The sequence below is a fragment of the Paenibacillus xinjiangensis genome, from assembly GCF_059686975.1.
Genome location: NZ_JCAALS010000041.1, coordinates 25,383 through 47,249, shown reverse-complemented (window position 1 = coordinate 47,249; position 21,867 = coordinate 25,383). Strand labels below are relative to the sequence as shown.

The 21,867-nt window shown below is 48.3% G+C and carries 24 protein-coding genes; 9 read left to right on the top strand and 15 right to left on the bottom strand.

The window, feature by feature from the left end:
- Nucleotides 1-284 precede the first annotated feature (284 nt).
- The 7 genes from AC6ESP_RS27840 to AC6ESP_RS27810 all read right to left on the bottom strand — a co-directional run bounded on the left by AC6ESP_RS27840 (nucleotide 285) and on the right by AC6ESP_RS27810 (nucleotide 5,123).
- Nucleotides 285-845 (bottom strand): class I SAM-dependent methyltransferase, encoded by a 561-nt coding sequence (locus AC6ESP_RS27840; protein ID WP_497100019.1) that lies wholly within the window; start codon nucleotides 843-845, stop codon nucleotides 285-287.
- A gap of 44 nt (nucleotides 846-889) precedes the next feature.
- The gene (locus AC6ESP_RS27835; RefSeq protein WP_497100018.1) at nucleotides 890-1,633 is read right to left on the bottom strand and encodes a uracil-DNA glycosylase family protein; all 744 of its coding nucleotides are present in this window, start codon (nucleotides 1,631-1,633) and stop codon (nucleotides 890-892) included.
- A 3-nt stretch (nucleotides 1,634-1,636) separates the two neighbouring features.
- Nucleotides 1,637-1,972 (bottom strand): MGMT family protein, encoded by a 336-nt coding sequence (locus tag AC6ESP_RS27830; protein WP_497100017.1) that lies wholly within the window; start codon nucleotides 1,970-1,972, stop codon nucleotides 1,637-1,639.
- A 177-nt stretch (nucleotides 1,973-2,149) separates the two neighbouring features.
- Entirely contained in the window at nucleotides 2,150-3,166 is a 1,017-nt protein-coding gene (locus AC6ESP_RS27825) for an NADP-dependent oxidoreductase (RefSeq protein WP_497100016.1), read from the bottom strand.
- Between the two features lie 87 nt (nucleotides 3,167-3,253).
- Nucleotides 3,254-3,796 (bottom strand): DUF402 domain-containing protein, encoded by a 543-nt coding sequence (locus tag AC6ESP_RS27820; protein ID WP_497100014.1) that lies wholly within the window; start codon nucleotides 3,794-3,796, stop codon nucleotides 3,254-3,256.
- 85 nt (nucleotides 3,797-3,881) lie between these two features.
- The gene (locus AC6ESP_RS27815) at nucleotides 3,882-4,718 is read right to left on the bottom strand and encodes a YitT family protein (protein WP_497100013.1); all 837 of its coding nucleotides are present in this window, start codon (nucleotides 4,716-4,718) and stop codon (nucleotides 3,882-3,884) included.
- Nucleotides 4,719-4,805: 87 nt separating this feature from the next.
- The gene (locus AC6ESP_RS27810) at nucleotides 4,806-5,123 is read right to left on the bottom strand and encodes an ArsR/SmtB family transcription factor (RefSeq protein ID WP_497100012.1); all 318 of its coding nucleotides are present in this window, start codon (nucleotides 5,121-5,123) and stop codon (nucleotides 4,806-4,808) included.
- Between the two features lie 262 nt (nucleotides 5,124-5,385).
- On the opposite strand from AC6ESP_RS27810, the gene AC6ESP_RS27805 reads away from it, so the two are divergent.
- Together AC6ESP_RS27805 and AC6ESP_RS27800 are read left to right on the top strand one after the other, a co-directional pair.
- Complete coding sequence (locus tag AC6ESP_RS27805; protein ID WP_497100011.1) at nucleotides 5,386-5,880, top strand: glutathione peroxidase; 495 nt, start codon at nucleotides 5,386-5,388, stop codon at nucleotides 5,878-5,880.
- A 62-nt stretch (nucleotides 5,881-5,942) separates the two neighbouring features.
- Nucleotides 5,943-6,347, top strand: coding sequence for a rhodanese-like domain-containing protein (locus tag AC6ESP_RS27800; RefSeq protein WP_497100010.1), 405 nt, complete (start codon nucleotides 5,943-5,945; stop codon nucleotides 6,345-6,347).
- Nucleotides 6,348-6,771: 424 nt separating this feature from the next.
- On the opposite strand, the gene rlmN is transcribed toward AC6ESP_RS27800, so the two are convergent.
- Complete coding sequence (gene rlmN / locus AC6ESP_RS27795) at nucleotides 6,772-7,869, bottom strand: dual-specificity RNA methyltransferase RlmN (RefSeq protein WP_497100009.1); 1,098 nt, start codon at nucleotides 7,867-7,869, stop codon at nucleotides 6,772-6,774.
- Nucleotides 7,870-8,144: 275 nt separating this feature from the next.
- Complete coding sequence (locus AC6ESP_RS27790; protein ID WP_497100008.1) at nucleotides 8,145-8,501, bottom strand: nucleotide excision repair endonuclease; 357 nt, start codon at nucleotides 8,499-8,501, stop codon at nucleotides 8,145-8,147.
- A gap of 320 nt (nucleotides 8,502-8,821) precedes the next feature.
- On the opposite strand from AC6ESP_RS27790, the gene AC6ESP_RS27785 reads away from it, so the two are divergent.
- The 4 genes from AC6ESP_RS27785 to AC6ESP_RS27770 all read left to right on the top strand — a co-directional run bounded on the left by AC6ESP_RS27785 (nucleotide 8,822) and on the right by AC6ESP_RS27770 (nucleotide 11,633).
- Nucleotides 8,822-9,244 (top strand): hypothetical protein, encoded by a 423-nt coding sequence (locus tag AC6ESP_RS27785; protein WP_497100007.1) that lies wholly within the window; start codon nucleotides 8,822-8,824, stop codon nucleotides 9,242-9,244.
- A gap of 117 nt (nucleotides 9,245-9,361) precedes the next feature.
- Entirely contained in the window at nucleotides 9,362-9,640 is a 279-nt protein-coding gene (locus AC6ESP_RS27780; RefSeq protein WP_497100006.1) for a hypothetical protein, read from the top strand.
- A gap of 9 nt (nucleotides 9,641-9,649) precedes the next feature.
- On the top strand, nucleotides 9,650-10,201 hold the full coding sequence (locus AC6ESP_RS27775; protein ID WP_497100005.1) for an extracellular solute-binding protein: 552 nt from the start codon (nucleotides 9,650-9,652) through the stop codon (nucleotides 10,199-10,201).
- A gap of 217 nt (nucleotides 10,202-10,418) precedes the next feature.
- Nucleotides 10,419-11,633 carry an MFS transporter gene (locus AC6ESP_RS27770; RefSeq protein ID WP_497100021.1) on the top strand — a complete coding sequence of 405 codons (1,215 nt, stop codon included), beginning with the start codon at nucleotides 10,419-10,421 and terminating at the stop codon, nucleotides 11,631-11,633.
- An 87-nt stretch (nucleotides 11,634-11,720) separates the two neighbouring features.
- On the opposite strand, the gene AC6ESP_RS27765 is transcribed toward AC6ESP_RS27770, so the two are convergent.
- Together AC6ESP_RS27765 and ade are read right to left on the bottom strand one after the other, a co-directional pair.
- The gene (locus tag AC6ESP_RS27765; protein ID WP_497100004.1) at nucleotides 11,721-12,179 is read right to left on the bottom strand and encodes a 2-thiouracil desulfurase family protein; all 459 of its coding nucleotides are present in this window, start codon (nucleotides 12,177-12,179) and stop codon (nucleotides 11,721-11,723) included.
- Nucleotides 12,180-12,274: 95 nt separating this feature from the next.
- Nucleotides 12,275-14,068, bottom strand: a complete 1,794-nt coding sequence (gene ade, locus AC6ESP_RS27760; protein ID WP_497100003.1) for an adenine deaminase — start codon at nucleotides 14,066-14,068, stop codon at nucleotides 12,275-12,277.
- A 253-nt stretch (nucleotides 14,069-14,321) separates the two neighbouring features.
- Between ade and AC6ESP_RS27755 the strand changes: the two genes are divergently transcribed.
- A complete protein-coding gene (locus tag AC6ESP_RS27755) occupies nucleotides 14,322-15,314 on the top strand; it encodes an iron-hydroxamate ABC transporter substrate-binding protein (RefSeq protein WP_497100002.1) in 993 nt (330 codons plus the stop codon).
- Nucleotides 15,315-15,542: 228 nt separating this feature from the next.
- On the top strand, nucleotides 15,543-16,487 hold the full coding sequence (locus AC6ESP_RS27750; protein ID WP_497100001.1) for a sigma-70 family RNA polymerase sigma factor: 945 nt from the start codon (nucleotides 15,543-15,545) through the stop codon (nucleotides 16,485-16,487).
- A gap of 64 nt (nucleotides 16,488-16,551) precedes the next feature.
- Here the strand turns inward: AC6ESP_RS27750 and AC6ESP_RS27745 are convergent, their stop codons facing one another.
- A complete protein-coding gene (locus tag AC6ESP_RS27745; protein ID WP_497100000.1) occupies nucleotides 16,552-18,111 on the bottom strand; it encodes a PTS sugar transporter in 1,560 nt (519 codons plus the stop codon).
- A gap of 199 nt (nucleotides 18,112-18,310) precedes the next feature.
- Here AC6ESP_RS27745 and AC6ESP_RS27740 point away from each other — a divergent pair, with 199 nt between their 5' ends.
- Entirely contained in the window at nucleotides 18,311-19,174 is an 864-nt protein-coding gene (locus AC6ESP_RS27740) for a metallophosphoesterase (protein WP_497099999.1), read from the top strand.
- Between the two features lie 76 nt (nucleotides 19,175-19,250).
- Here AC6ESP_RS27740 and AC6ESP_RS27735 read toward each other — a convergent pair whose 3' ends face one another.
- The 3 genes from AC6ESP_RS27735 to AC6ESP_RS27725 form a co-directional block, all read right to left on the bottom strand.
- Nucleotides 19,251-19,595: a zinc ribbon domain-containing protein YjdM gene (locus tag AC6ESP_RS27735; protein WP_497099998.1), complete on the bottom strand. Its 345-nt coding sequence runs from the start codon at nucleotides 19,593-19,595 to the stop codon at nucleotides 19,251-19,253.
- A gap of 87 nt (nucleotides 19,596-19,682) precedes the next feature.
- The gene (locus tag AC6ESP_RS27730) at nucleotides 19,683-20,066 is read right to left on the bottom strand and encodes a MerR family transcriptional regulator (RefSeq protein ID WP_497099997.1); all 384 of its coding nucleotides are present in this window, start codon (nucleotides 20,064-20,066) and stop codon (nucleotides 19,683-19,685) included.
- A 19-nt stretch (nucleotides 20,067-20,085) separates the two neighbouring features.
- Nucleotides 20,086-21,531, bottom strand: a complete 1,446-nt coding sequence (locus tag AC6ESP_RS27725; RefSeq protein ID WP_497099996.1) for an alpha/beta hydrolase family protein — start codon at nucleotides 21,529-21,531, stop codon at nucleotides 20,086-20,088.
- Nucleotides 21,532-21,867 lie beyond the last annotated feature (336 nt).

Below are 21,867 nucleotides of genomic sequence, written 5' to 3'. Positions count from 1 at the left end.
AAGCGAATTCACGGAACTTTAGGGTACGTATCGCCTGTTCAGTTTGAGTCCATGTATTACAAAAGGGGAAGCTAAATGATTGATGTTGTCCACTTTCTTGACAGAGGTCCAGAAATGCAGTCTGGAGGTGGTTATCCTGCTACATTCGCTCATTCTGCTGTACGAAATGCAGTGTTCCGTCACGCGCTATCAGCTAACTCATACTCAACTCATTTCTCAAAGATATCGCGCTAATGACCTCTCCTCAAAATATCTGGACAGATTGTCTCATCTATCTAGGCTAATTAAGCTGCCGAGCCAGCGTGATAGATATATATCTTGGTCCGATACATATCCTTGCAGGTGACCACACGCTCAGGCTCCCAGCCAGGCAGTGCGAAGCACACACTAATGACTCGCACTCCCGGCGCCAGCTGCTCTCTCAGAATAGGACTCAGCCGCTTCATGGCTCCTGGATAAAGATAGCAGACAACAGCATCGGCATGCTCGTATCGATACTGGTACAAATCACCGCGCAGGAAAACCGCTTTGCTCCTGCTCCCTTGGCTTGGGCTGAGCTTCCCTGCGGCTCGGGAGAACCATAGCGGCAGAGAGGCATTCTCGATTCCAATGATGCTCCAGCCTGCACAGTTTCTCGCAATTTGCAGCGCTAGCGTCCCCCAGCCTGAGCCCGCCTCGATCAGATTCCCAGCCTTCTGCGGCAGCCGACTAATCTCAGCTGTAACGGCTTGCCTTACAGGAGCAGATGAAGGCATTGGAGAAATCCCGTTCCTCCAGCTCCGATAGACAATGGTTAGCACAGCTAGCAGCACCATAGCTGCCAGCCCATTCAATAGTATAACCACGCATCTCTCCCCTTGCTGTTTCCCAATCTCGAGCTCTCTGCTTATTATTCAAAAGCCCGCTTCAGCAGCTGCGCCATGTTGGCATAGTTGTCGCTGAATTGCTTATGCCGATGCCCATTCGCCCCTGATGGATGAGGAAATCCCCATAAGCAGCGCTCACTATCCACTTGTCCTTCCTGTACCAGCAGGCGAAGAATACTCTCGACGGTTTTGCCCAGCGGAATGATGAACGGTTTGTCCAGCAATGTCAGCTCTTCTTGAATGAAAGACAACGCAGGCTCACGCAGCAGCGGGCTTGTGGATAATGCGGGCACCGTCCCCGTGTAGTTCTTCTTCGAGACGAATACAGGATAGCGCAGCAGCGAGGTCGTATGCAGCAATTGGCGCTGCTCATGAAACAGCTCGCTGCTAGAAGCTATGCCGAGATAATGATGCAGCTCCAGCTCCTGAAGCATCTGAATCAAATGACGCCTCATTGGACCTGCGAATCCAGCCGCTTCCTTCGTCATTCTGCAGACTTCCTCATCCGGCAGACCCTGCCGCAGCCCTTCTCGCGCGGTCTGGAATGCTTCTCGCATCTGCGTCCATCCCGGCGTGATGCCTACAATGACAACCTTCGCTGAGCGGTTCACATATTCATTATGCGGTGCATAATACATCTCAATCTTGTCATGCCGCTCCATCACAAAAGACTCCACCATCAAATCCGCTTTCTCTAGCGGCCGATCAATAGGGAGATTGAGCATCGCTGGCTTATATTTCATCCAATTGTCTGACAGCAGCTTCATCGTCTATCCGCCATCCTCATTAGTAGGCTCATATCGGTACGTCTCTAACTCAATTCGTCCGTTCCTATCCACTTCTACACCCTCATCCTCGAGATAAAGCGTCTGCTTCATGCGGGACTCATCACTCTGAATCGCAATCTCGCCCTTGGCGTTGACAACCCTATGCCACGGCAGTTGATGAATATGGCTGAGTGAATGCAGGATGCGTACAACCTGCCTCGCCCCTCTTGGGCTTCCGGCTAGTGCTGCTACTTGCCCATACGTCATCACATATCCCTCAGGAATACTCTTAATGATCGCTATTACTTTTTGCGTATAAGGCTTAAGCGTTTGATCCATTGCTGTTGGTCCTCCCCTCATAGCCGGGTCTACCCCATGCTGTAAGATTTCCTTTAGGATACCATAAGCAGCAGTCTTTCTATAAAAAAATGTCTGTTACCAGAGCAAGGGGGTTGTCCTAGCCGGTCATCTGACCTCCAGGAACAACCCCCTTTTCTCACATGTGAACCTTATGCCTTACGTCTCCGTAATCTTCACTAGCATCTTGCCCGTATTCTTCCCTTGGAACAAGGCAATGAAGGCGGCAGGAACCTGATCGAAGCCTTCAACAATCGTTTCCTCATATTTCAGCTTGCCCTCAGCCAGCCACTGCCGAAGCGCCTGCATGCCTTCGCCAAGACGAAAGTTATAATCGCTTAGCACGAAGCCTTTAATGAGAGAGCGCGTCTTGATCAGCTTCGTATGAATACGCGGGCCAATATCACCATCCGTGCTGTTATAGGAAGAAATCGCGCCGCAGAGCGGAATGCGGGCATAATCATTCAATAGCTCCATGACCGTATCCGAGATCGAGCCTCCCACATTGTCGAAGTAGACATCTACTCCATTCGGACAAGCCTGCTCAAGCGCTTCGCTTAGTGAAGCAGCTGTTTTATAATTAATCGCCGCATCGAACCCTAGCTCATCAGTCAGCAATTTCACTTTCTCGTCGGAACCTGCTAACCCTACAACACGTGCACCTTGGATCTTCGCGATCTGTCCTACCACCATGCCTACTGCGCCTGCTGCACCAGAGACGACAACGGTCTCGCCAGCCTTTGGCTGTCCAATATCAAGCAAGCCGAAATAAGCGGTAAGACCGGTTAAGCCCATAATGCTCAAATAGGCGGATAGAGGCACATTCGTATCATCGACTGCGCGAACCGCGGCAGCATCCACAACATTGTACAGCCTCCAGCCCAGCATGCCAGTCACCTTATCCCCAGCCTTGAAGGCATCGGATTTGGAGGCAACAATCTCACCCACGACACCGCCAGTGAGCGCTTCACCTAGCTGGAACGGAGGAATATACGATTTACTGTCATTCATTCTGCCTCGCATGTAAGGGTCGACTGACAGATACATCGTTCGAACGACAACTTGGCCTTCCGCCGGCTCTGCCACGGGCACTTCTCTACATTCAAAATTCGCTTCGGTCGGCATGCCTACCGGGCGTGATACCAATGCAATCTGCTTGTTCATTAGCTTATTCATAACTTGCCTCATTTCTAGTTGTTGGTACACTGTTCCTATTTGGCTATTTATAAACTATCCAGATCACCTGACAAACAGGCTCTTTCGTTATCTCTTCTGAACGATTGGCCATTGCTGCTTCACTGCCTCGACATAAGGATTCAGCTTGCCGTCGAACGGGAACTGCTGCTGCTCTACGATGCTGCGGAATCGTTCTAATTCCATTCTTGCCTGATGGATTAGCTGCTCCGGATAGTGATACCGGACGGCATTGACCTCGAACTCATCCTCATCAACGACTCGCCATATGCCTTCTTTATTCCGAATGTAATCCAGATCCAGATCAACGAAGGTCAGCTTGCCATCAACAAGCTGCGAAGGCTGGGCAATATTGCAATAATAGTCTTCAACCTCACCATCGACTAGGTTAATGCTAACGGTGAACCAGTCCTTCAAGGAGAAAAACTCGATGGATCGGTTATTAACCGTGAACACTTTCCCCTTTGTGTAATGATGCAATTGACGGCCGTATTCGCCTGTCACAATAATGTAGGAATCGGTCTGCTCCAGAAGTGTCGTCTCCCATTCATAATGGGGCACGCTGCCGTATTTCAAAGCCTGAATCTGAATGGTTCTGTTCGTGTTCATCATGAATCGCATTCCTCATTCCGTTATCTTAATAAGCCGAGCCTCCCTGCTCCACACCGGCAGGGCTGTGGAATAGGGAGGCTCCTATTTACTTCGAGATATCGATAAAGCCTTCCCCGAATACATCGCGCACGTCATGAATCGTTATGAAAGCATCTTTATCATGAGCCTTCACGATTTTTTTGAGCATACTAAGCTCTTGCTTGCTGATGACAATATACAGAATCTCCTGCGGTGTTTTCGTATAGTAGCCATGACCGTAATAGACGGTAACGCCTCTGTCCATCAGCACATTCACTTGCTCAGCGATTTTGCTCTGCTCCTTGGAGATGATCGTTACCGCCTTCTTCGGGTTGACCCCTTCAATAATGAAGTCCATTACTTTCGTTGCGACATACAGCATGATAATGGTCAGCATCAGCGCCTCAGACCCGATAATGAAATACGAAGAGAACGCAACGAGCAAGTCACAGAACAACAACGCGTAGCTGATGTTCCAGTCCCAATATTTGTTCATGAACTTAGCTATAATGGTCGAGCCTGCCGTCGTTCCACCAACTCGAATGATGAGTCCGATGCCTACACCGGCAAACACGCCGCCGAAGATTGCATTCACGAACAGCTCATCCGAAGCGATACGCCAGCTTTCCGTCAGATGCAGGAACAGCGAGTTGAATAGAACAGCAATGATCGTGTAGATAGTCGTATTCTTATCTAGAAACTTATAACCCACGATTAATAGGATCACATTAATAATTAAGTTAACCAGGCCGGGAGACCACTCCATTAAATAATACAAAATGATGGTGATTCCCGTTACGCCGCCTTCACCCAATTCATTGGGAATGACGAACAGATTGACAGCGAGCGCGAACAGCATCGCTCCTATCATGATTGTGAAGATATCCATTACTCTTTTTTTCATCATAGTGCCTTTCTTCAGCCAATGTTCTATGCCTATGTCTTCACCTAGCACGACGAAATATATTGTCTCACATGGCCAAAGAATTCGCTACATCAAAAGAAGCTGATCATCCGTCTCCATAATCATTCGAACGATACCGGGGAAGCAGCCCTCCAGATCATCCTTGCGAATGGAATAATAATGCTGCTTGCCTTCGATACGCAGACCAATAACGCCTGCTTCTCTTAAGATTTTGACATGATGGGATAACGTGGATTTGGCTATATCATATTCAAGCGCCGAGCAGTTCTTTTCTCCCGTTCTAGCTAAGCATACGGCAATTCTCAACCGGATTGGATCACTTATAGCATGCAGCACGGTAATGAGCCGCAGTTCGGATACAGCTGGTTGTTTATAGGTTCTCATGACGATAAGTGTACCACTTCAGCTTACAAGGATCAATGTTCGATATTTATCGAACTAATAATTGCTGCGAGAGCAACCTAGAGCAGGCACCTGTGGAGAAGACCTACTGAAAGCGTTGGATAGTCACAGCTGGTCAGGGGTTGTTTGCTTAGCTTAGAGGTACTTCAGCCGCATTGACAATAGCATGATTATTCGTTATATTTAGTTTTGTGAAATTAAATTGTATCAAATTAATTTAATGCTATTAAGGAGGCTAATAACAATGTCTGTATACAACTATAGTGTCGCAACAACGGATTCTGGTGAACAAGCAATGGCCGATTACAAAGGAAATGTGCTGCTGATCGTCAACACGGCAAGCGGCTGCGGTCTGACTCCGCAATACGAGGGTCTTCAGAGACTGTATGATACGTATAAAGAGGACGGATTTGTCGTATTAGGCTTCCCAAGCAATCAATTCGCTGGACAAGAGCCTGGAACAGATGAAGAAATCAAAAGCTTCTGTTCGCTTAATTACCAGGTGTCCTTCCCGATCTTCTCCAAAGGCGATGTGAAAGGCGAGAACGCCAGCCCGTTGTTCCAATATCTCGTTGAGAATGTTCCAGCTCCTTACTATACAGGGGATATTGAATGGAATTTCGTCAAATTCCTAGTGGATGGCGAAGGAAATGTCCTTAAGCAATACTCCGCACGTACCGAGCCAGCTGCGATAGAAGCCGATATCCAAGAGCTGCTAGGCAAAAAACAAAGCGTATAATAATGGGATAAACGATTACCATAATGATGGCAACAGCGATAGGGACAGGAGGCTACAACAGCATGGCTAGAACTTTTCAGGATATGGTAACAGAAGCACGCGAGCACGTACAAGGGGTCACTTCATTGGAAGCCCGGGAGCAAATCAATGCTAACCCGGATACGCTAGTTATCGACGTACAGGATGCAGTAGATGCCGGTGCATGTGGACTCATTCCTAGCAGCATCAATATCTCGCTGGGCATGCTGCCGATTCGGGCAGATCTGAACGTACCCGAGCAGCTGCGCGAACCAAGTCTCGCTGATCGCAGCCGTTCCGTCCTGATCACGTGCGGAGCTGGTGGACAAGCAGCCCTGGGCGCTTACATCCTGCACCAAATGGGCTTCGAGAACGTGGCTTATATCGATGGAGGCACGGCTGCCTGGAAAGAAGCCGGCTTCGAGGTTATAGAGCAGCCTTTGGATTAAGCAACAACTTCCCATACCCCGAGAGCCTTATGTCTCCACTTCATTAGAAGTGAGGATTCAAGGCTCTTATTCTTTCTTAGACAACGTTTAGTCCATTCCATCCAGCACCTATTTCTCTAGGGCTAACTCGTTAACGAAATTACTTTCGCTGCTGGTGAACCTCGCCTGCGCTATTGCCGACCTCACACTCGCTGCTTCAGCCAATAACGAAACCCTGTGCGTTACTCGCGAAGCTCCTTTCGCTAATAACGAAATTCGTTGCGCTATCTCCACTCATCCGCACGTTCACGGACCCAATAGCGAAATTACTTTCGCTACTGGTGAACCTCGCCTGCGCTATTGACCTTCTAATGCATGGTGCATCAGCAACAACCATAGAACATAAAAATAACGGAGCAGGGACTAACCCCGCTCCGCCTTTTATTTAACCAACTTCAAGACTATCCTGCTTCACTTTGCTTCCTTTGTCCGATTTAATCTGCTTGCTTCGCAGCTGGCCACAGGCTGCATCAATATCCGAGCCATGCTCCATACGGATACTGCAGCTGATGCCTTGCTTCTTAAGCGTATCGTAGAACGCACGAACAGATTCCTGCTCTGTACGCTGATACTGGCTGTGCTCATCGACCGGATTGTAAGGGATCAAGTTGACGTTCGCTAGCTGACGGCGGTCGCCGACAAGCTCAGCAAGCTCGAGTGCATGCTCCTTGCTGTCATTAACATCCTTCAGCAGAATATATTCGAGCGTGATTCTGCGATTCGTTTTGCTGAGATAATAATCGATCGACTCCATTAATTTCTCAATTGGAATGCCCCGATTGATCTTCATAATACGCGTACGCAGCTCATTGTTAGGCGCATGCAGAGAGACAGCCAGATTCACTTGCAGATCGGAATCGGCGAATTCTACGATTTTGTTAGCGATCCCGCTCGTCGATACGGTAATATGTCTAGCGCCTATCGCCAGCCCTTTATGATCCTTGACGACACGGATGAAGTCAGATATATTCGTATAATTATCGAATGGCTCACCAATTCCCATAACTACAATGTGGCTGACTCTCTCCTCTTTTCCTGCTGCATCGAGATGGAGCTGTACCTTCATAATCTGACCTACGATCTCGCCGCTGGTCAAATCACGGCTCTTCGCCAGCAGTCCGCTCGCGCAGAAGCTGCAGCCGATGTTGCAGCCCACTTGGGTCGTTACGCATACCGATAGACCGAACTTATGACGCATGAGTACCGTCTCGATCAGATTGCCATCCTCAAGCTTGAACAGGAACTTAACCGTACCATCAGCCGATTCCTGCTTCGTGTGCTCGGTTAGCGTCTGAATCGCATAATGCTCGGATAGAACCTGGATACAATCCTTGTTCACATCGACCATATCATCAAATTCCGTTACCCGTTTTCTATATAGATAGTCCCAGACTTGAGTCGCCCGGAATTTCTTGTGTCCATGCTCAGACAGCCAAGCTGTCAGTTGATCAAGCGTCAATCCATAGATGGATGGTTTATTCATACTGTTGTCCTCTTTTCGAAGCCCTCTTGCTCAGCCTATTAATCTGTTTATTATTGTCCCAAACCTTGTTCATTCAAACAAGCCAGCCTCAGCGCTCCACGTATTTCTGCTTCATCTAATATAAATCCTTTTAGAGGTGTAAGCAACCACTGGTTGCTGGTACTCCTCATTCACTTGAACCTGCATAATACTCTTATCCTGTACAGATGCCAAAAAGGAGCCATAAGCTCGTCCGAGTGGACGTATGCTTATGGCTCCTTTTCCCAGCCTGTTGTTTACTTGTACAGCACTTTTTCTACATTGTATTTGGCCTTCAGCTTATTCACAATATAGGTTTCGTAGATTTCTCTATCTACAGCATCCTCAACCAGACAGATCTCAATCTTGGTCACTTCATCTCTGTGGTCCTTAATAACAGATACGGTGTCTTCAAAATGCTTCTTGATTCTTGGTCTCAGTTTACGCGCTTTGCCCACGAACAACAGCTCGCCACTCTTATTGTAGAACATAAAAATGCCGCCCTTATCACGCGGAATCAAGATAAAATCCGTGAAGCCATAAATATGGCTCAGTACAGGGTTGCTCTGCTTCGTAATCGTCACATCTGGCTGTGGAATCGTTATATTTATCATCTAGCTCACTTCCTCATTCTATATAGGAATAAATACTATCACAGATTAGCATTTAAGACCATTCACATCCGAGCTTAACCATAATTCCTGTAACAAGCAAGTCCCATTCTACTCTCTCACAGGGTTGACAGCTGAATGAAAGCGCTATATATTATATTCTAAATTACATATCTGTATTAAATTAACAAGTGAGGAGCGTAATCGCATTCCTCATTTTAAATCTTCATTCTTGCAAGCGTTTGCAAAAATGAAAATTACACCGTTATGTTCGCTATGCAGGCACAGTGATACAAGACCGAATTAGAGGAGGAATAGTCTCCATGATTACACAAGCGAAATCCCGAACAATGATTATATTGGCCATAGTACTTGCTGTTTCTTTATTAGGCGCTTGTACGAAAGAAGACAATTCGGGTGAACTAGAAGGAACAATGGATGGCCCTTTGAAGGTGATGTATTGGCAGGACAGTGTTTTTTTCCAAAGATACGGCAATTTATTTATGAACAAATATCCAAATGTAGAGCTGGAGGTCGTTAGCACACAATGGCTGTTTAACCAGCCTAGAGCTAGTCGCAATCAAGCTTTCCAGCAATATATAGAGGAACGCAAGCCGGATGTCATTATTCTAGATGAGTTCAATTATGCAAGCGCGGTAGAGGAGGGGTTGTTATACCCTTTGGATTCCATCATCCAAAAAGATGAGTTCGATCTCGATGGAATAATGCCCTTCGTGACAGAGTGACTGAAAAAACAAGGGTCTGGAGGCTTCTATGCCTTGGCTCCAGCTTTTTATTGAAATGCCCTATATTATAATATTGATTTGTTCGAGAAATACAATATTGAATTGCCGCGAGATCGTATGACGTGGCCAGAGTTGCTTGCACTAGCCAAACAATTCCCTACGGAAGGCTCTGATAATGAACGTATGTACGGTCTTGCAGCCAGCTCCATCTTTACTTACACCAAACCAAGCGATGCCGTTGTTCGAATGATGCTTACTTATGCTGAAACATTAGGGCTCTCTTATATTGGTGCTGATGCGAATAGCGTTGCGATTGACTCTCCGAACTGGCGCAGTATCTATGAGGAAGTAGTCAGCGCCTACCAATCTAATGTCTTACATATTCCTACTAGCTGAGAGGATAATATGTTTCTTAGCGGCCGGGCTGCTCTTGCCTTGGAAAGCTCCTCCTACTTAACTATGATTGCGCAGTCAGAAGGAAACAGTAGCTCTCCTCTTAACTGGGGGATTGTGACTGCGCCTATTAACCCTCAGGATCCCGATGCTTCTACAAGTACGCATCTAACTGATATTTTCGGCGTATATACGGGTTCAGCTAACAAGAAGCTGGCTTGGGAATTTGTGAAATATGTAAATTCTGATGAAGTCGCCAAATCCTTATCACGTACTATTGATGGGACTCTCTCCGTTCGTCCTGCCTTTAAGGTTGAGAGCAATGGTACGCCGCTCAACGCATTCTACGAATTGTCCAATGGAATTAGCCTCTATAGTCGATATGAGAAAATGCCCGAAAACTTCAGTCTGTTATTCGAATCTATTGCAGCTAGAGAAACGGATGCCCTTCTTGCCAATGAGCAAACGATCGACGAAGCACTCCAGAATATTTATTCACAAGGCAACGAGCAGTTAAAGCTGGCGCATGAGCGAGAAGCACTGAAGAAGAAGGAAGAGAAGTAATTGCCGCACAAAAAGAGATCGTTTCTTACGCGAGTGCCTCGCGCTGGAACGATCTCTTCTCGTAACCCCGAACACCGCCACAGTCCGCTCACCACAATTTTTTTCCTTGCTTATCGAAGCCATACATTAAATAATAAGGAATAGGTCTTATGGATCGTACCCGGGAATCCGAGCGATTACGTTGAATATGCAAGTCAGAAAGGTTGAACGAAGCATCATGAATCATACGCAGAGCATCACCAGGAACAAGGCTGCCAAAGAGCCTTTTCCAATCGCTATCCTCTCTCTTACCGTTGGCGCCTTCGCCATAGGAATGACGGAGTTCGTTATTATGGGTCTCCTGCCCAACGTTGCAGAGGATCTGAATGTGAGCATTTCCTCAGCCGGACAGCTCATTACGATGTATGCCCTCGGGGTAGCTGTCGGCGCACCTATCCTAACACTCCTAACCCACAAGGTTCCGCAAAAAATGCTGCTATGCCTGCTAATGGTATTATTCATTCTCGGCAATGCACTTTCTGTATTCGCACCTACCTATGGTGTGCTGATGGCCGCGCGCGTCATTACGGCGTTAACTCACGGAACCTTCTTCGGTGTCGGAGCCGTTATTGCCTCTAATCTGGTAAGACCAGACAAGCGGGCTGGAGCTGTGTCCATTATGATGGCCGGCCTAACCATTGCCAATATTATTGGAGTGCCTCTTGGTACCTTCATCGGTCAAAACTTCGGCTGGCGAGCTTCGTTCGCTGCCATTGCGGTGATGGGAATCGCAGCATTGATCGGGGTATTTATTTTCATCCCTAGAATCATTCAAGATAAGCCAGCAAGCATTATGCAGCAGATCAGTGCTCTCATCCATCCTAAGCTCATGCTATTCCTGCTCATTGGAGCACTTGGGAACGCCGGACTATTCGCCGTATTCACGTATATTGCACCGCTGCTGCAGGACATAACCGGCTATACCGAGCATAGTGTCACTTGGATTCTTGTATTGTTCGGCTGTGGTGTAACAATCGGCAATATCGTCGGCGGTAAGCTGGCCGACTGGAAGCTCATGCCCTCTATATTGGGACTGTACTTCTTCATCTGTGTCATTCTTACCATCTTCACCTTTACGGTGCATAGCCCGATTGCATCTGTCATTACGATCTTCCTATGGGGCGCTGCATCGTTTGCCGTCATGCCGGGACTGCAAGTCCGAATTATGAGTCTCGCACAGGCCGCGCCGGCGCTTGCCTCTACTTCCTCGCATTCCGCCGGAAACCTCGGCAATGCGGTTGGAGCTTTCATCGGCGGATGGGTTATAACACATCTGACCTTGAATGCTCTGCCTTGGGTCGGCGCTATTCTGGTCGGACTAGCACTGCTCCTAGGAGCGGCTGCTTATATCACAGAACGCAAGAAGGCGGCAGCCCTTGTATTCAGTAAGTAAGCAGGCCATTAGATAACTACGTAAGTTCATACAACAAAGCCCCAGTCCCTGTCCTATGATGGCACAGTGGCTGGGGCTTGTTTATGGCTATAAGAATACATCATGTAGATTATTCTCAGAAATGACTGTGTATCCCTCTCGTCTCAACAGCGCGGTCGTGACACCTTCACCCGCCATGCGATGATTCCCGAAGCTGCCATCATAGATCATCTGACTGCCGCAGGAAGGGCTGTTTTCCTTCAGTACAATGGTAGTGGCGCCTACTTGTCTTGCTATCTCTAGCGTCTGATAGGCACCGCTTATATACATCTCTGTCACATCGTTACCCGACTTCTCGATCACACTCGCCTTGCCCGCTAGTACATCTTCCCCGTTGCCGCCAACAATCTCGGCTGGCTCGCGTGGAGTAGAGAATCCCCCGAGCAGCTCCGGGCATAGCATCATCGCTTGGCCTTCCTGCACAAGCTCACGAAGCTTGGCCTGCAAGCTATGTGTAGCATTATATCTGCAGGCTAAGCCCGCTAAGCATGAACTCACTATTATCATTCTATGACATCCTTTGTATACGGCGTAGACTATTGCTCCTTCCATCATATCGCCATGCTTGAATCCTGTCCAAGCATGGATGCAATGCTAAGAAGCTACTCTACTTCCACATCCAATAGCTTGAACGCCGTCACATCAACAAGTCCGCGATTGGATATCCGGATCTCTGGAATAACCGGCAGCGCAATTAAGGAGAACGTCATGAATGGCGCGTTCAATGGACAGCCAATCTGCCTCCACGCTTCCTCAAGCTGTGCAACCTCATCAACGACAGCAGCAAGTGACTTCTCAGACATAAGGCCTGCTATAGTCATCGGTACTTGCGCCAACACTTTGCCATTGTCAACGACGATCATTCCTCCGCCTATCCGGGCAAGCTCGTTGGCTGCGAATGCCATCTCCTCCTCATTAATCCCCATCACGAGCAGATTATGGCTGTCATGCGCCACCGTAGAAGCAACAGCCCCGCGCTTTAATTGGAAGCCCTTCGTGAAGGCTAATGAGATTTGGCCTGTTGCATGATGCCTTTCAATACAGGCTAGACGAATCACATCCTGCTTAGCATCTGGCTGAATGATGCCTTGCTCAACCGCAAGCTCAGCGGTCAGCTTCTCTGTTCTTGCGCTATTCTCGATAGCGCCAATGACGTTCACCTTCGTCTTCTCGCCGCCGCGTACGCTTGCCAGCTTGAAATCCGCCGCTGTCAGCTCCCGCTTCAGATGAATCGAATTCCGGATATGCTCCGGATAGACGAAGCTCGGGAATTGGACGACCAGCTCGCCTTGATTGAACACCACTTGTCCGTCTGTAATAACCGTAGAAGGCACGACCTGAGCCAGATCATCAATCAGCAGTAGATCTGCGCATTTGCCTGGTGCGATACTGCCGAGGTCCTGCTCCAGCTTGAAATAACGCGCCACATTAATCGTTGCCATCTGAATCGCTGTAACAGGATCAACGCCTTCTTCAATCGCACGGCGTACGACATGATTGAGATGTCCGAGCTCCACCAGCGTCTGGGGATTAACGTCATCCGTCACGAGTGAGATGTTGGAGGTATTCACCTTATCCTCTGTTACCACCTTGATGACTTCCTTCACATCATGCCAAGCTGAGCCCTCGCGTATCATCAGATGCATACCCAGCCGCACCTTCTCAAGCCCCTGCTCACGGGTTATCGTCTCATGGTCGGATGTCACACCAGACGCCAGATAAGCTTGCAGCATACGATTATCGTCACTCGGGAAATGTCCCGTAACGGTCTTGCCCCACTTGATCGTCTCCTCAATTTCTCCGCACATCTTCGGATCACCGAACACAACGCCAGGGAAGTTCATAACCTCGCCTAGTCCAACAACATGATCCCACTTCATACCTTCTCTTATATCATCTACCTCGAGACTAGCGCCCCCATCCTCCAACCCATCCGTTGCCGGCACACAGGAAGGGAATGTCGTGAATACTTTGAGCGGGAGCTGCTGTCCTTCCTCATGCATCAATCGTACGCCCTCCGTGCCGAATACATTCGCTATTTCATGAGGGTCCATGAATATGCCAGTCGTGCCCTTGGCAAGAGCTGCCTTCGCGAATTCAGTGACCGACAGCATCGTGCTCTCCACATGCATGTGACCGTCCAATAAACCTGGAGCTATGTATTTGCCGACCGCATCTATTACAACTGTGTCTGGTCCAATCGTATGCTCCGCGTTCCCTACATAAGCGATCCGACCAGCAGCAACAGCTACATCCATATGCTCAACCAGCTCCCCAGAATACACATTAACCAATGTGCCATTCTTAATAACTAGCTCTGCGTAAGCTTCTCCCATTGCAACCTTCGATAGTAATCTACTAACCTCAACTAACCTGTTTCTATTCGCAACCGTCATCTGTGTCGTACTCCTTCACCCATACCCAAATGGTTAAATTAACTTATCTACTAGGTATAGAATATCATTTTTTGATCAAATTAATTCGGGTGAATTGGTGCAGATCAGGTCTAGCAAGTCTTCATGGATATGACTCTTCGCTTGAGAATGAACGCTTTCCCCATAAATAGAGGTTGATAATGAAAATGATAATTGTTATCATGTTAAGGTCATCTAGACGCAGACGAAAAGTACATTATCCTTAGGGGGAACTATGGTGTTCGGAAATAAGAAATCTTTGATCGTGATGGCTAGTATGCTCGTAATCTCGACTTGCCTCGCCGCTTGTGGAAGCCATTCAAATAACGGAGCGTCCAATGCGCCGAGCCCTGCAAGCACAGAAGCTCCAGCAGCAGCAACAGAGGCTCCAACTGAACGTACACTAACAGATGGTTTGGGTCATGAGGTAACTATTCCTGCGAAACCACAGCGTATTATTGCTTCCTATCTTGAAGATCATCTGGTCGCTCTAGGCGTGAAGCCAGTAGCTCAGTGGTCCATTCCAAGCGGAGTGCAAGACTATCTGCAAGGCAGCCTGGAAGGCATTCCAACCAGCTCATGGGATTTGCCATTCGAGCAAGTGACAAGCTTCAGTCCCGATCTGATCATCGTGGATTCCGCAGATACGGTTAGCGGTGATAAATACGATCAGTATGCTAAGATTGCTCCTACCTATGCGATCGGCGATGCGCAGAACAATGACTGGAGACAGGAATTGCTGAAGATTGGAGAAATTCTAGGTAAGAGTGAAGAAGCCCAGACCGTGCTTGATACTTATGAAGCAAAGGCAGCTGACGCCAAGACGAAGCTAGCAGAATCTGTTGGCGAACAATCTGCAGCAGCGATCTGGCTCGTTCAGAAGCAATTCTTCATGGTAAGCCAAGATCTATCGACTGGCGCAGTCTTGTACAACGATCTGGGCCTACAGGCTCCAGAGGTCGTCAAAGAGATCTCCGTTTCAGGAGAGGGCAACTGGCTCCCTATCTCCTTAGAAAAGCTTGCTCAGCTTGATGCAGACCATATCTTCTTGATCAACAGCGATATTGATTCCGGCAGTGAGGCTCTTCAAGATGCAATATGGAATAATATACCTGCTGTGAAGAATGGTAATCTGTACGAATATCCTGCGAACACAAGCTGGCTGTACACAGGCACTATTGCTAATACACAAATGATCGACAATGTTCTGGAAAGTCTGGTTAAATAATAACGATACGATCAGGTTAAAACCCCTCTTGGCTATGTAGAACGATTACTCTACTGCTGCTAAGAGGGGTTTTTGCTATACTCGATCGGTCCCCACGAACAGATTCCATGGCTGGAAGACATTGTGCTACTATGAAGGGACAGAGCTATTAATCTTATTCCTGACACCGTATGATTTCTTCCCCCTTTAACGTCTTATAGAAGAAAAATTACAGTAGGAGGACACTGCATGTCTGAGCCGTTAGACCCCATTGTAACCGACACCCGAGCGCTTCAGCAGAAATTCGAAGAAATGATCGCACCCCATCGGCAATCTCTGTGGAAATACTGTACGTATTTGACCGGCTCCCCTTGGGACGGCGATGATTTGTTCCAAGATACGTTGTTAAAAGCTTTCGCGACGATGGCGCAATTATGGCACCCCCTCGCCATCAAATCCTATCTATTCCGGATTGCTACGAACACCCGCGTGGATCATCTTCGGAAGCAAAAGCTCCCGCTGCATACCTACACCCAGCAAGAATGGCAAGCACAGGATGAGCAGCAGGCTGATCCCTATCAGATTATAGAAGCGATCGATGTCTTGGTGCAGCACCTAGCACCTAGGCAAATCGCGATCCTCCTGCTCATGGAGGTGTTCGGCTTCACAGCATCCGAAGTGGCGGGTATGGTGCACATGACCGAAGGCTCCGTATATGCCGTACTGCACCGTTCGAGGGCATATATTCATAAGCTCCGCAGCGCACCGCTCGATCAAGTCCCAGCAGCAAGACATGAAGATCCTGATAATGCTCTGCTCCATCAGCTGCTGGAGGTCATCAGAAGCGGAGATGCAGATACGATGATTCATATGCTGGGAGATACGGTCTATAATAATGCCACACCGGGGTTTCAAGAATTCTCGAAGAAGCAGATGCTCGAGGGCTCGCTCAAGCACAGAGGCCCAGCTCTACAGGTCTCCCTACAGCCATTATGGGGGACGCTTGTATTCGTCGTGCTGGCTGAATCAGAGCAGGGGCAAGTCCTTCATGATATCCGCCTATTCGAATTCGACCAGGGACAGATCGTATACCACCGCGGCTACTACTTCTGCAAGGAGTTCCTGCTGGAGGCTGGGCAAAGCTTAGGCATCCCTGTTCAGCTGCAGAAGGACCCAGGGATTGATTGGCGATAACGCATAGCAAATAGACAAAAAGGGCTTTCGCCATTGCGAAAGCCCCCTACCTACTAGCCTATATTTATTGACTCTTCTTCTTAACTATCCTGTTCGCCACCAGCGTAATGATGAACGCAAGCAGCAAGGCGACCAGCATGGAGATGGAGAAGCCTACCCAGTTATTAGACAGGAACGGCCCCATAAAGGAAGGCACATAAGCGGTACCGCGAACGTTGAACAAGCCAACCAGTCCCCCACCTACACCAGAAGCAAGGATCGCACCTGCAAACACCATTTTGTTAGAGAACATGAACGGATATGATGCCTCAACAAAAGTGCCGAAGCCCATATTAATCAGAAAGCCTGGTGTAGCGACGGCAGCCTCGCCTTTATCCCTTGGAGCAATAATGTTCGCTAGAGTGATACCCGCAGATACCATAACCAGACCAACCATATCTACAGCTCCTAAGAAGCTGTTACCCGTTTTCTCCATTTCAAGCAATACAATGGGCAGAATAGCCGCATGATAGACACCGCCAAGAATGGCAGGCCAGATTAAGAGACCCGCAATAATACCAGCTACAATAGGATTGAATGCTATAGCTTCATTAATCAGATATTTAATGAACTCGCCTGCCTGAAGCGCAAACGGAGCAATCAAGTAGTACATGATGAGTCCGGAGATCAGACCAGCGAACCCGCCAGCCACAATATTGACGGTCGTCATGGGAAAACGCCACTGTACACATTTGACGAACAACAATTGCACAAGCAGTCCCGCTCCGATACCACCGATAATACCGCCGATGATTCCTCCCTCGATAGACAGCACACCAGCAATAACACCCGCTACAATCGATATTTCATCCATATCGGATACTTGCTTAGCCGCAATAACGGCTAGAACGACGGGCAAAGCCTTCAACATAACGTCGAATACTTCACTTAACCCCTTGAAAGCAGGAATCTGGCTGATCGCGAGCACGATTGCCATGGCGATGAAGCCAGGAAGTGAAGACTGCATGATACCCTTCAGATTAATTCTCTTCCACGGGCTGCTTGGTCCCGGCAGTTGAGTGGATTGGGAGTCCCCTAGAACAGGAAGATACTTAATCCCCCAATACTTGCATAGTGAAGCTATAAAAGATACGGCCCTTGTCCGGTTCGTCGTTCCCGTCGTCCCCGATGTAGCGATGACATTCGCTCCTTTGGAGCTTATAAGCGCCATAGAGGTTCCACCTGTCCCAACGACAGGAATGCCTTTCTCTGCGGCTGCCAGAATGGCAAGCTTATTGGCATGATTGGGGTCAGCGCTCATCACAATAAGACCATCGATATGACCCATCTTAATCTGATTAGAAATTTCCGCATCGGATTGTGCCGCCGCTTGGTTCGTGTCCTTCAGCGATCCCTCGAATGTTCTGGTGATATGCTGCTGCTCTGCATCCCATACATATAATGAGGCTGCCGTTGTCTCTTTGGCTGCATCCATCGATTCCGCTGCCGCAATGAATTGCAAGCTGCCAATTTCTACACCTGCACTGCTGCTCTGTCTAACGATTTCAGCAATGAGCTTATCGGGATCTTTCCCTCCCAGATTGAATAAGTTACCGCCGCTGCTGCCTAGAATTGCTATACGCATGATTTATTGCTCCTTATGTCGAAACTTCTGACTTTACTCCATTACCGCACTGCCCTATTATACGGATGAAAACGCATATGAACAAGCCTTGAAGTGCGATTTGGCTTACATTGTCATTTCGCTGTAACACATCGGCCCTATCATTCGTTTATAGTTATTGTATATACTCGCTATCATTCTAACCTTTACCGGAGGTCATATGTTACCTAATTCACCACCTATCAGCCGACGGAAGTTTTTGAAAAGAACGCTGCAATCTATCGTAGGAATCGCTGGTGCAGCCAGTCTATCCGGTGTCTATTCACGCTGGATTGAGCCTTACTGGATCGACGTCAACCATGTGCCTATTACACTCGCGAAGCTTCCTTCATCCTTCAACCAATTACGGATTGTTCATATAAGTGATTTGCACGTAGGCTTTCATACCAAGCAAGACTTACTAATCGAGTTCGTGGCACAGGTTCAGCAGGCACAGCCAGATGTGATTTGTTTTACAGGGGATTTGCTGGATCACTCCACAGCCTATATCTCAGATGCTGTCGATATATTGTCCAGGCTGCAGGCACCACTCGGGCGATACGCCGTTCTGGGCAACCATGATGCGTATGGCAATCACCGAGTCGTTACGGAGGGTTTAACAGAGGCAGGCTTCCAAGTTCTTCATAACAAGCATGCGGTGCTTAAAAAGGGGAATGCACGGCTCTATTTGGCCGGAGTAGATGATCCGTGGATTGGACAACCCGATATTGGACAAGCGCTGCAGGGTATCCCTGAGGATGCCTGTACCATTCTGCTGGCGCATGAGCCGGATTTCGCAGATGAATACAGCCAGCTGCCAGTAGACCTGCAACTATCAGGGCATACCCATGGCGGGCAGGTTCGAGTGCCTTTTATTGGAGCAGTGTATACGCCTCCCTACGGAGGCAAATATATAAGCGGCTTATATCGCGTTCCAGACAGCCAGCTGCAGGTGTATACAACACGCGGCATAGGGATGACCCGCTTGCCTATACGATTCAATTGCCGGCCAGAGCTGACCGTAATCACTTTGAACTCCCTATAACAGCAAGAGGGGAAGCCGCTGCTCACCCTAGCATCTGCTTCCCCTCAGCTTATGAAAGATCCCGTGCTGAATCCGGTTAGATCTTTTTCACAAATTCAGACTTGAGCTTCATCGCTCCGAAACCATCGATTTTGCAATCAATATCATGGTCTCCATCAACAAGACGGATGTTCTTCACCCGTGTGCCAATCTTGAGGACGGATGAGCTTCCTTTTACCTTCAAATCCTTGATCACCGTCACCGTGTCGCCATCGCTTAGAATATTCCCATTCGAATCCTTCACCATTCTCGTATCCTCGTTAGGCTCAGCGTCTGATTCCAAGCTCCATTCATGACTGCATTCCGGGCATACGAACAGATTCCCGTCTTCATAAGTATATTCGGAATGACATTCCGGGCAGTTAGGGTATGTAGAAGACATATGATATACTCCATTTCTTATAGCTTATTTCGAGCAGCCTACTAAGTATAGGGGATATGTCCTTTATTTTCAAAACAAACAGGCACTCTATGCTTGAAATGAATCTAGATAGCTGTTGATCTCCTCAGTAGGAGTCTCCAGCAAGCTCGTCAGCACGGCTTGGATGGCATGGAGCGACTGAACGCGTTCTTCAATCTCTGCAATCTTGTTCCGCACGAGCTCCTTGAGGCCCTCCGTCTCCATCTCCCGCCCGAGCAGATGCAGCACTTCTTGAATCTCCTTAAGCGAATAGCCCAGAGACTTGGCATCCTTGATGAACTTGATCTTGACCAAATAATCGTCCGTATAGATACGATATCCATTCGCCACCCGCTCAGGAGCAGGCAGAACGCCGCTATCCTCATAATAACGAATCGTCGCCATGCTAAGCCCCGTGCGCTTCGCCAGCTCCCCTCGCGTCATTCCTTCCATACCTGCCCCGCCTCTCTTCCTATCTCTTGATCGTATATTTCTCGTCGAACTTCACTTCCGGATAATCCACCGACGGACCATCCAATAGCTGCTGCGGCTCCCCTTCTAAATATTGATCGAAGAAAGCTCGAACGTACGATCTCGTAATATCAACATTATGCAGGGGGTCCAATTCTGCGGAGAATAGCTGCGGTGACAGCAGCGCGATCTCTGTGAAGCTCTGATGGATGAAATGATCGACAATCAAATAATACGTATCGCTCTTGCTTGCCATCATAGCAGAATCAAGATCAGGAGCAAATTCCTCATAGAATACCTTGTCCTTCTTCGTATTCAAGGGATCAAGGCTGGCGGCAGTACCAGCGGTCATCATATACATAAAAGGCTGCGTCAGGCCGGTATGGGCTACTTCTCCCCAGAACCCGCCTTCCAAGCTAACACCCGCGTTGAAGCGTTCGTCCAGCGCCATCGCCTCCGCCGTTGTCGCTCCTCCGTAGGAGTGTCCGAATATGCCGATATGCTCCAGATCGAATTTCCCTTCGAACATCCCATTAGGGTCTGCCTCATTCCCTGCTGTCAGAGTGTCGAGTACGAAGCTTGCATCTGCTGCGCGAACGCCGACGCCTTCGACGTTGTACTCATACAGCTCTGTCGAGGTGTCGAATGCAGGGTCTGGCCTATAGAAGATATCGCGGCCATCAGGGAACGTTACCTTAGCCGATGTATAAGGATGATCCATACCTACTACAATATAACCATGGCTTACAAGCTCTTCAATGGACGTCATGCTCTGAAACCGCGTCGAGCGAATGCCTGGCGAGAATAGCAGAACCGGATAGCTCTCTTCCGCCTTAGACAGCTCCGCTCCATCGACAACGTGAGTTGGAATCGTCGTCAAGTAGCTGAATAGCTGCTTAGGCAATCCGAATACCAGACTGATCGCTTCTCCAAGCTCCGATGGATAATGCTCCAGCTTCTTCCCTTCGGCCTCTTCCGGGTCAACGGGGTACCAGACATTAACCATAAGCTCCCGCTTGTCACTTGGATCATCGCTGAAGCTTTCCTCGCGGGATTCATCGGTGAGATGCTGGACGACAGTGCCGATGGCATAGCTGCCAGTCGGCTCAGGCACAATGAAGACCGGCAGCAGCTGACTAACATATACCGATACGCCAGAGACAGCCAGCACTACAATAGATAACAGACTTTTGCACAGCAGAGATTTGGAACGCAGCTTGGTGGATGGTCTAGCTAATCTCAGCGCGAATACGAGCATCAGTACAAGCGCCAATAGGTACGCCAGAGCCATCTGTATGCGGAATTGATCGATAATTCCGTGCAGGAGCAGAGCTAAGCCTAGAGACACCAACAGGGAAGCCTCCAGTCTCCGATCTCTTCGTGCGAAGAGTAGTCCTCCTGCAGCAGCTAGAATAACGACAATAACAATAACCTCTAATACTCTCATTATACAGTACCTCCATCTGATGATCGTCCTTCGCCTGAAGGACACTATTGCTTGTTGGATCAAGCATAAAGGTTGAAGTATACTTCAAGGTCAAGCTGTTTAACTGGAGCTGCATGCAAAAAAGCCATCCTCATCGGGATGGCTCAGAGTGTTCGAGAAAGTCCAAGGGACTTTTCGGCATTTTTTTTATTTGGTGATTCTCGTGTCATCGAAGAAAAATCGATCTAAAACGATCTGAGAGCTACATTTTAACGAAAAATTCGGGGAATTATGTGGTGGTATGTGATACAACCTAAGCAGAATTTTAGTGCCGTCCTCACTGATTTGATTGCACTA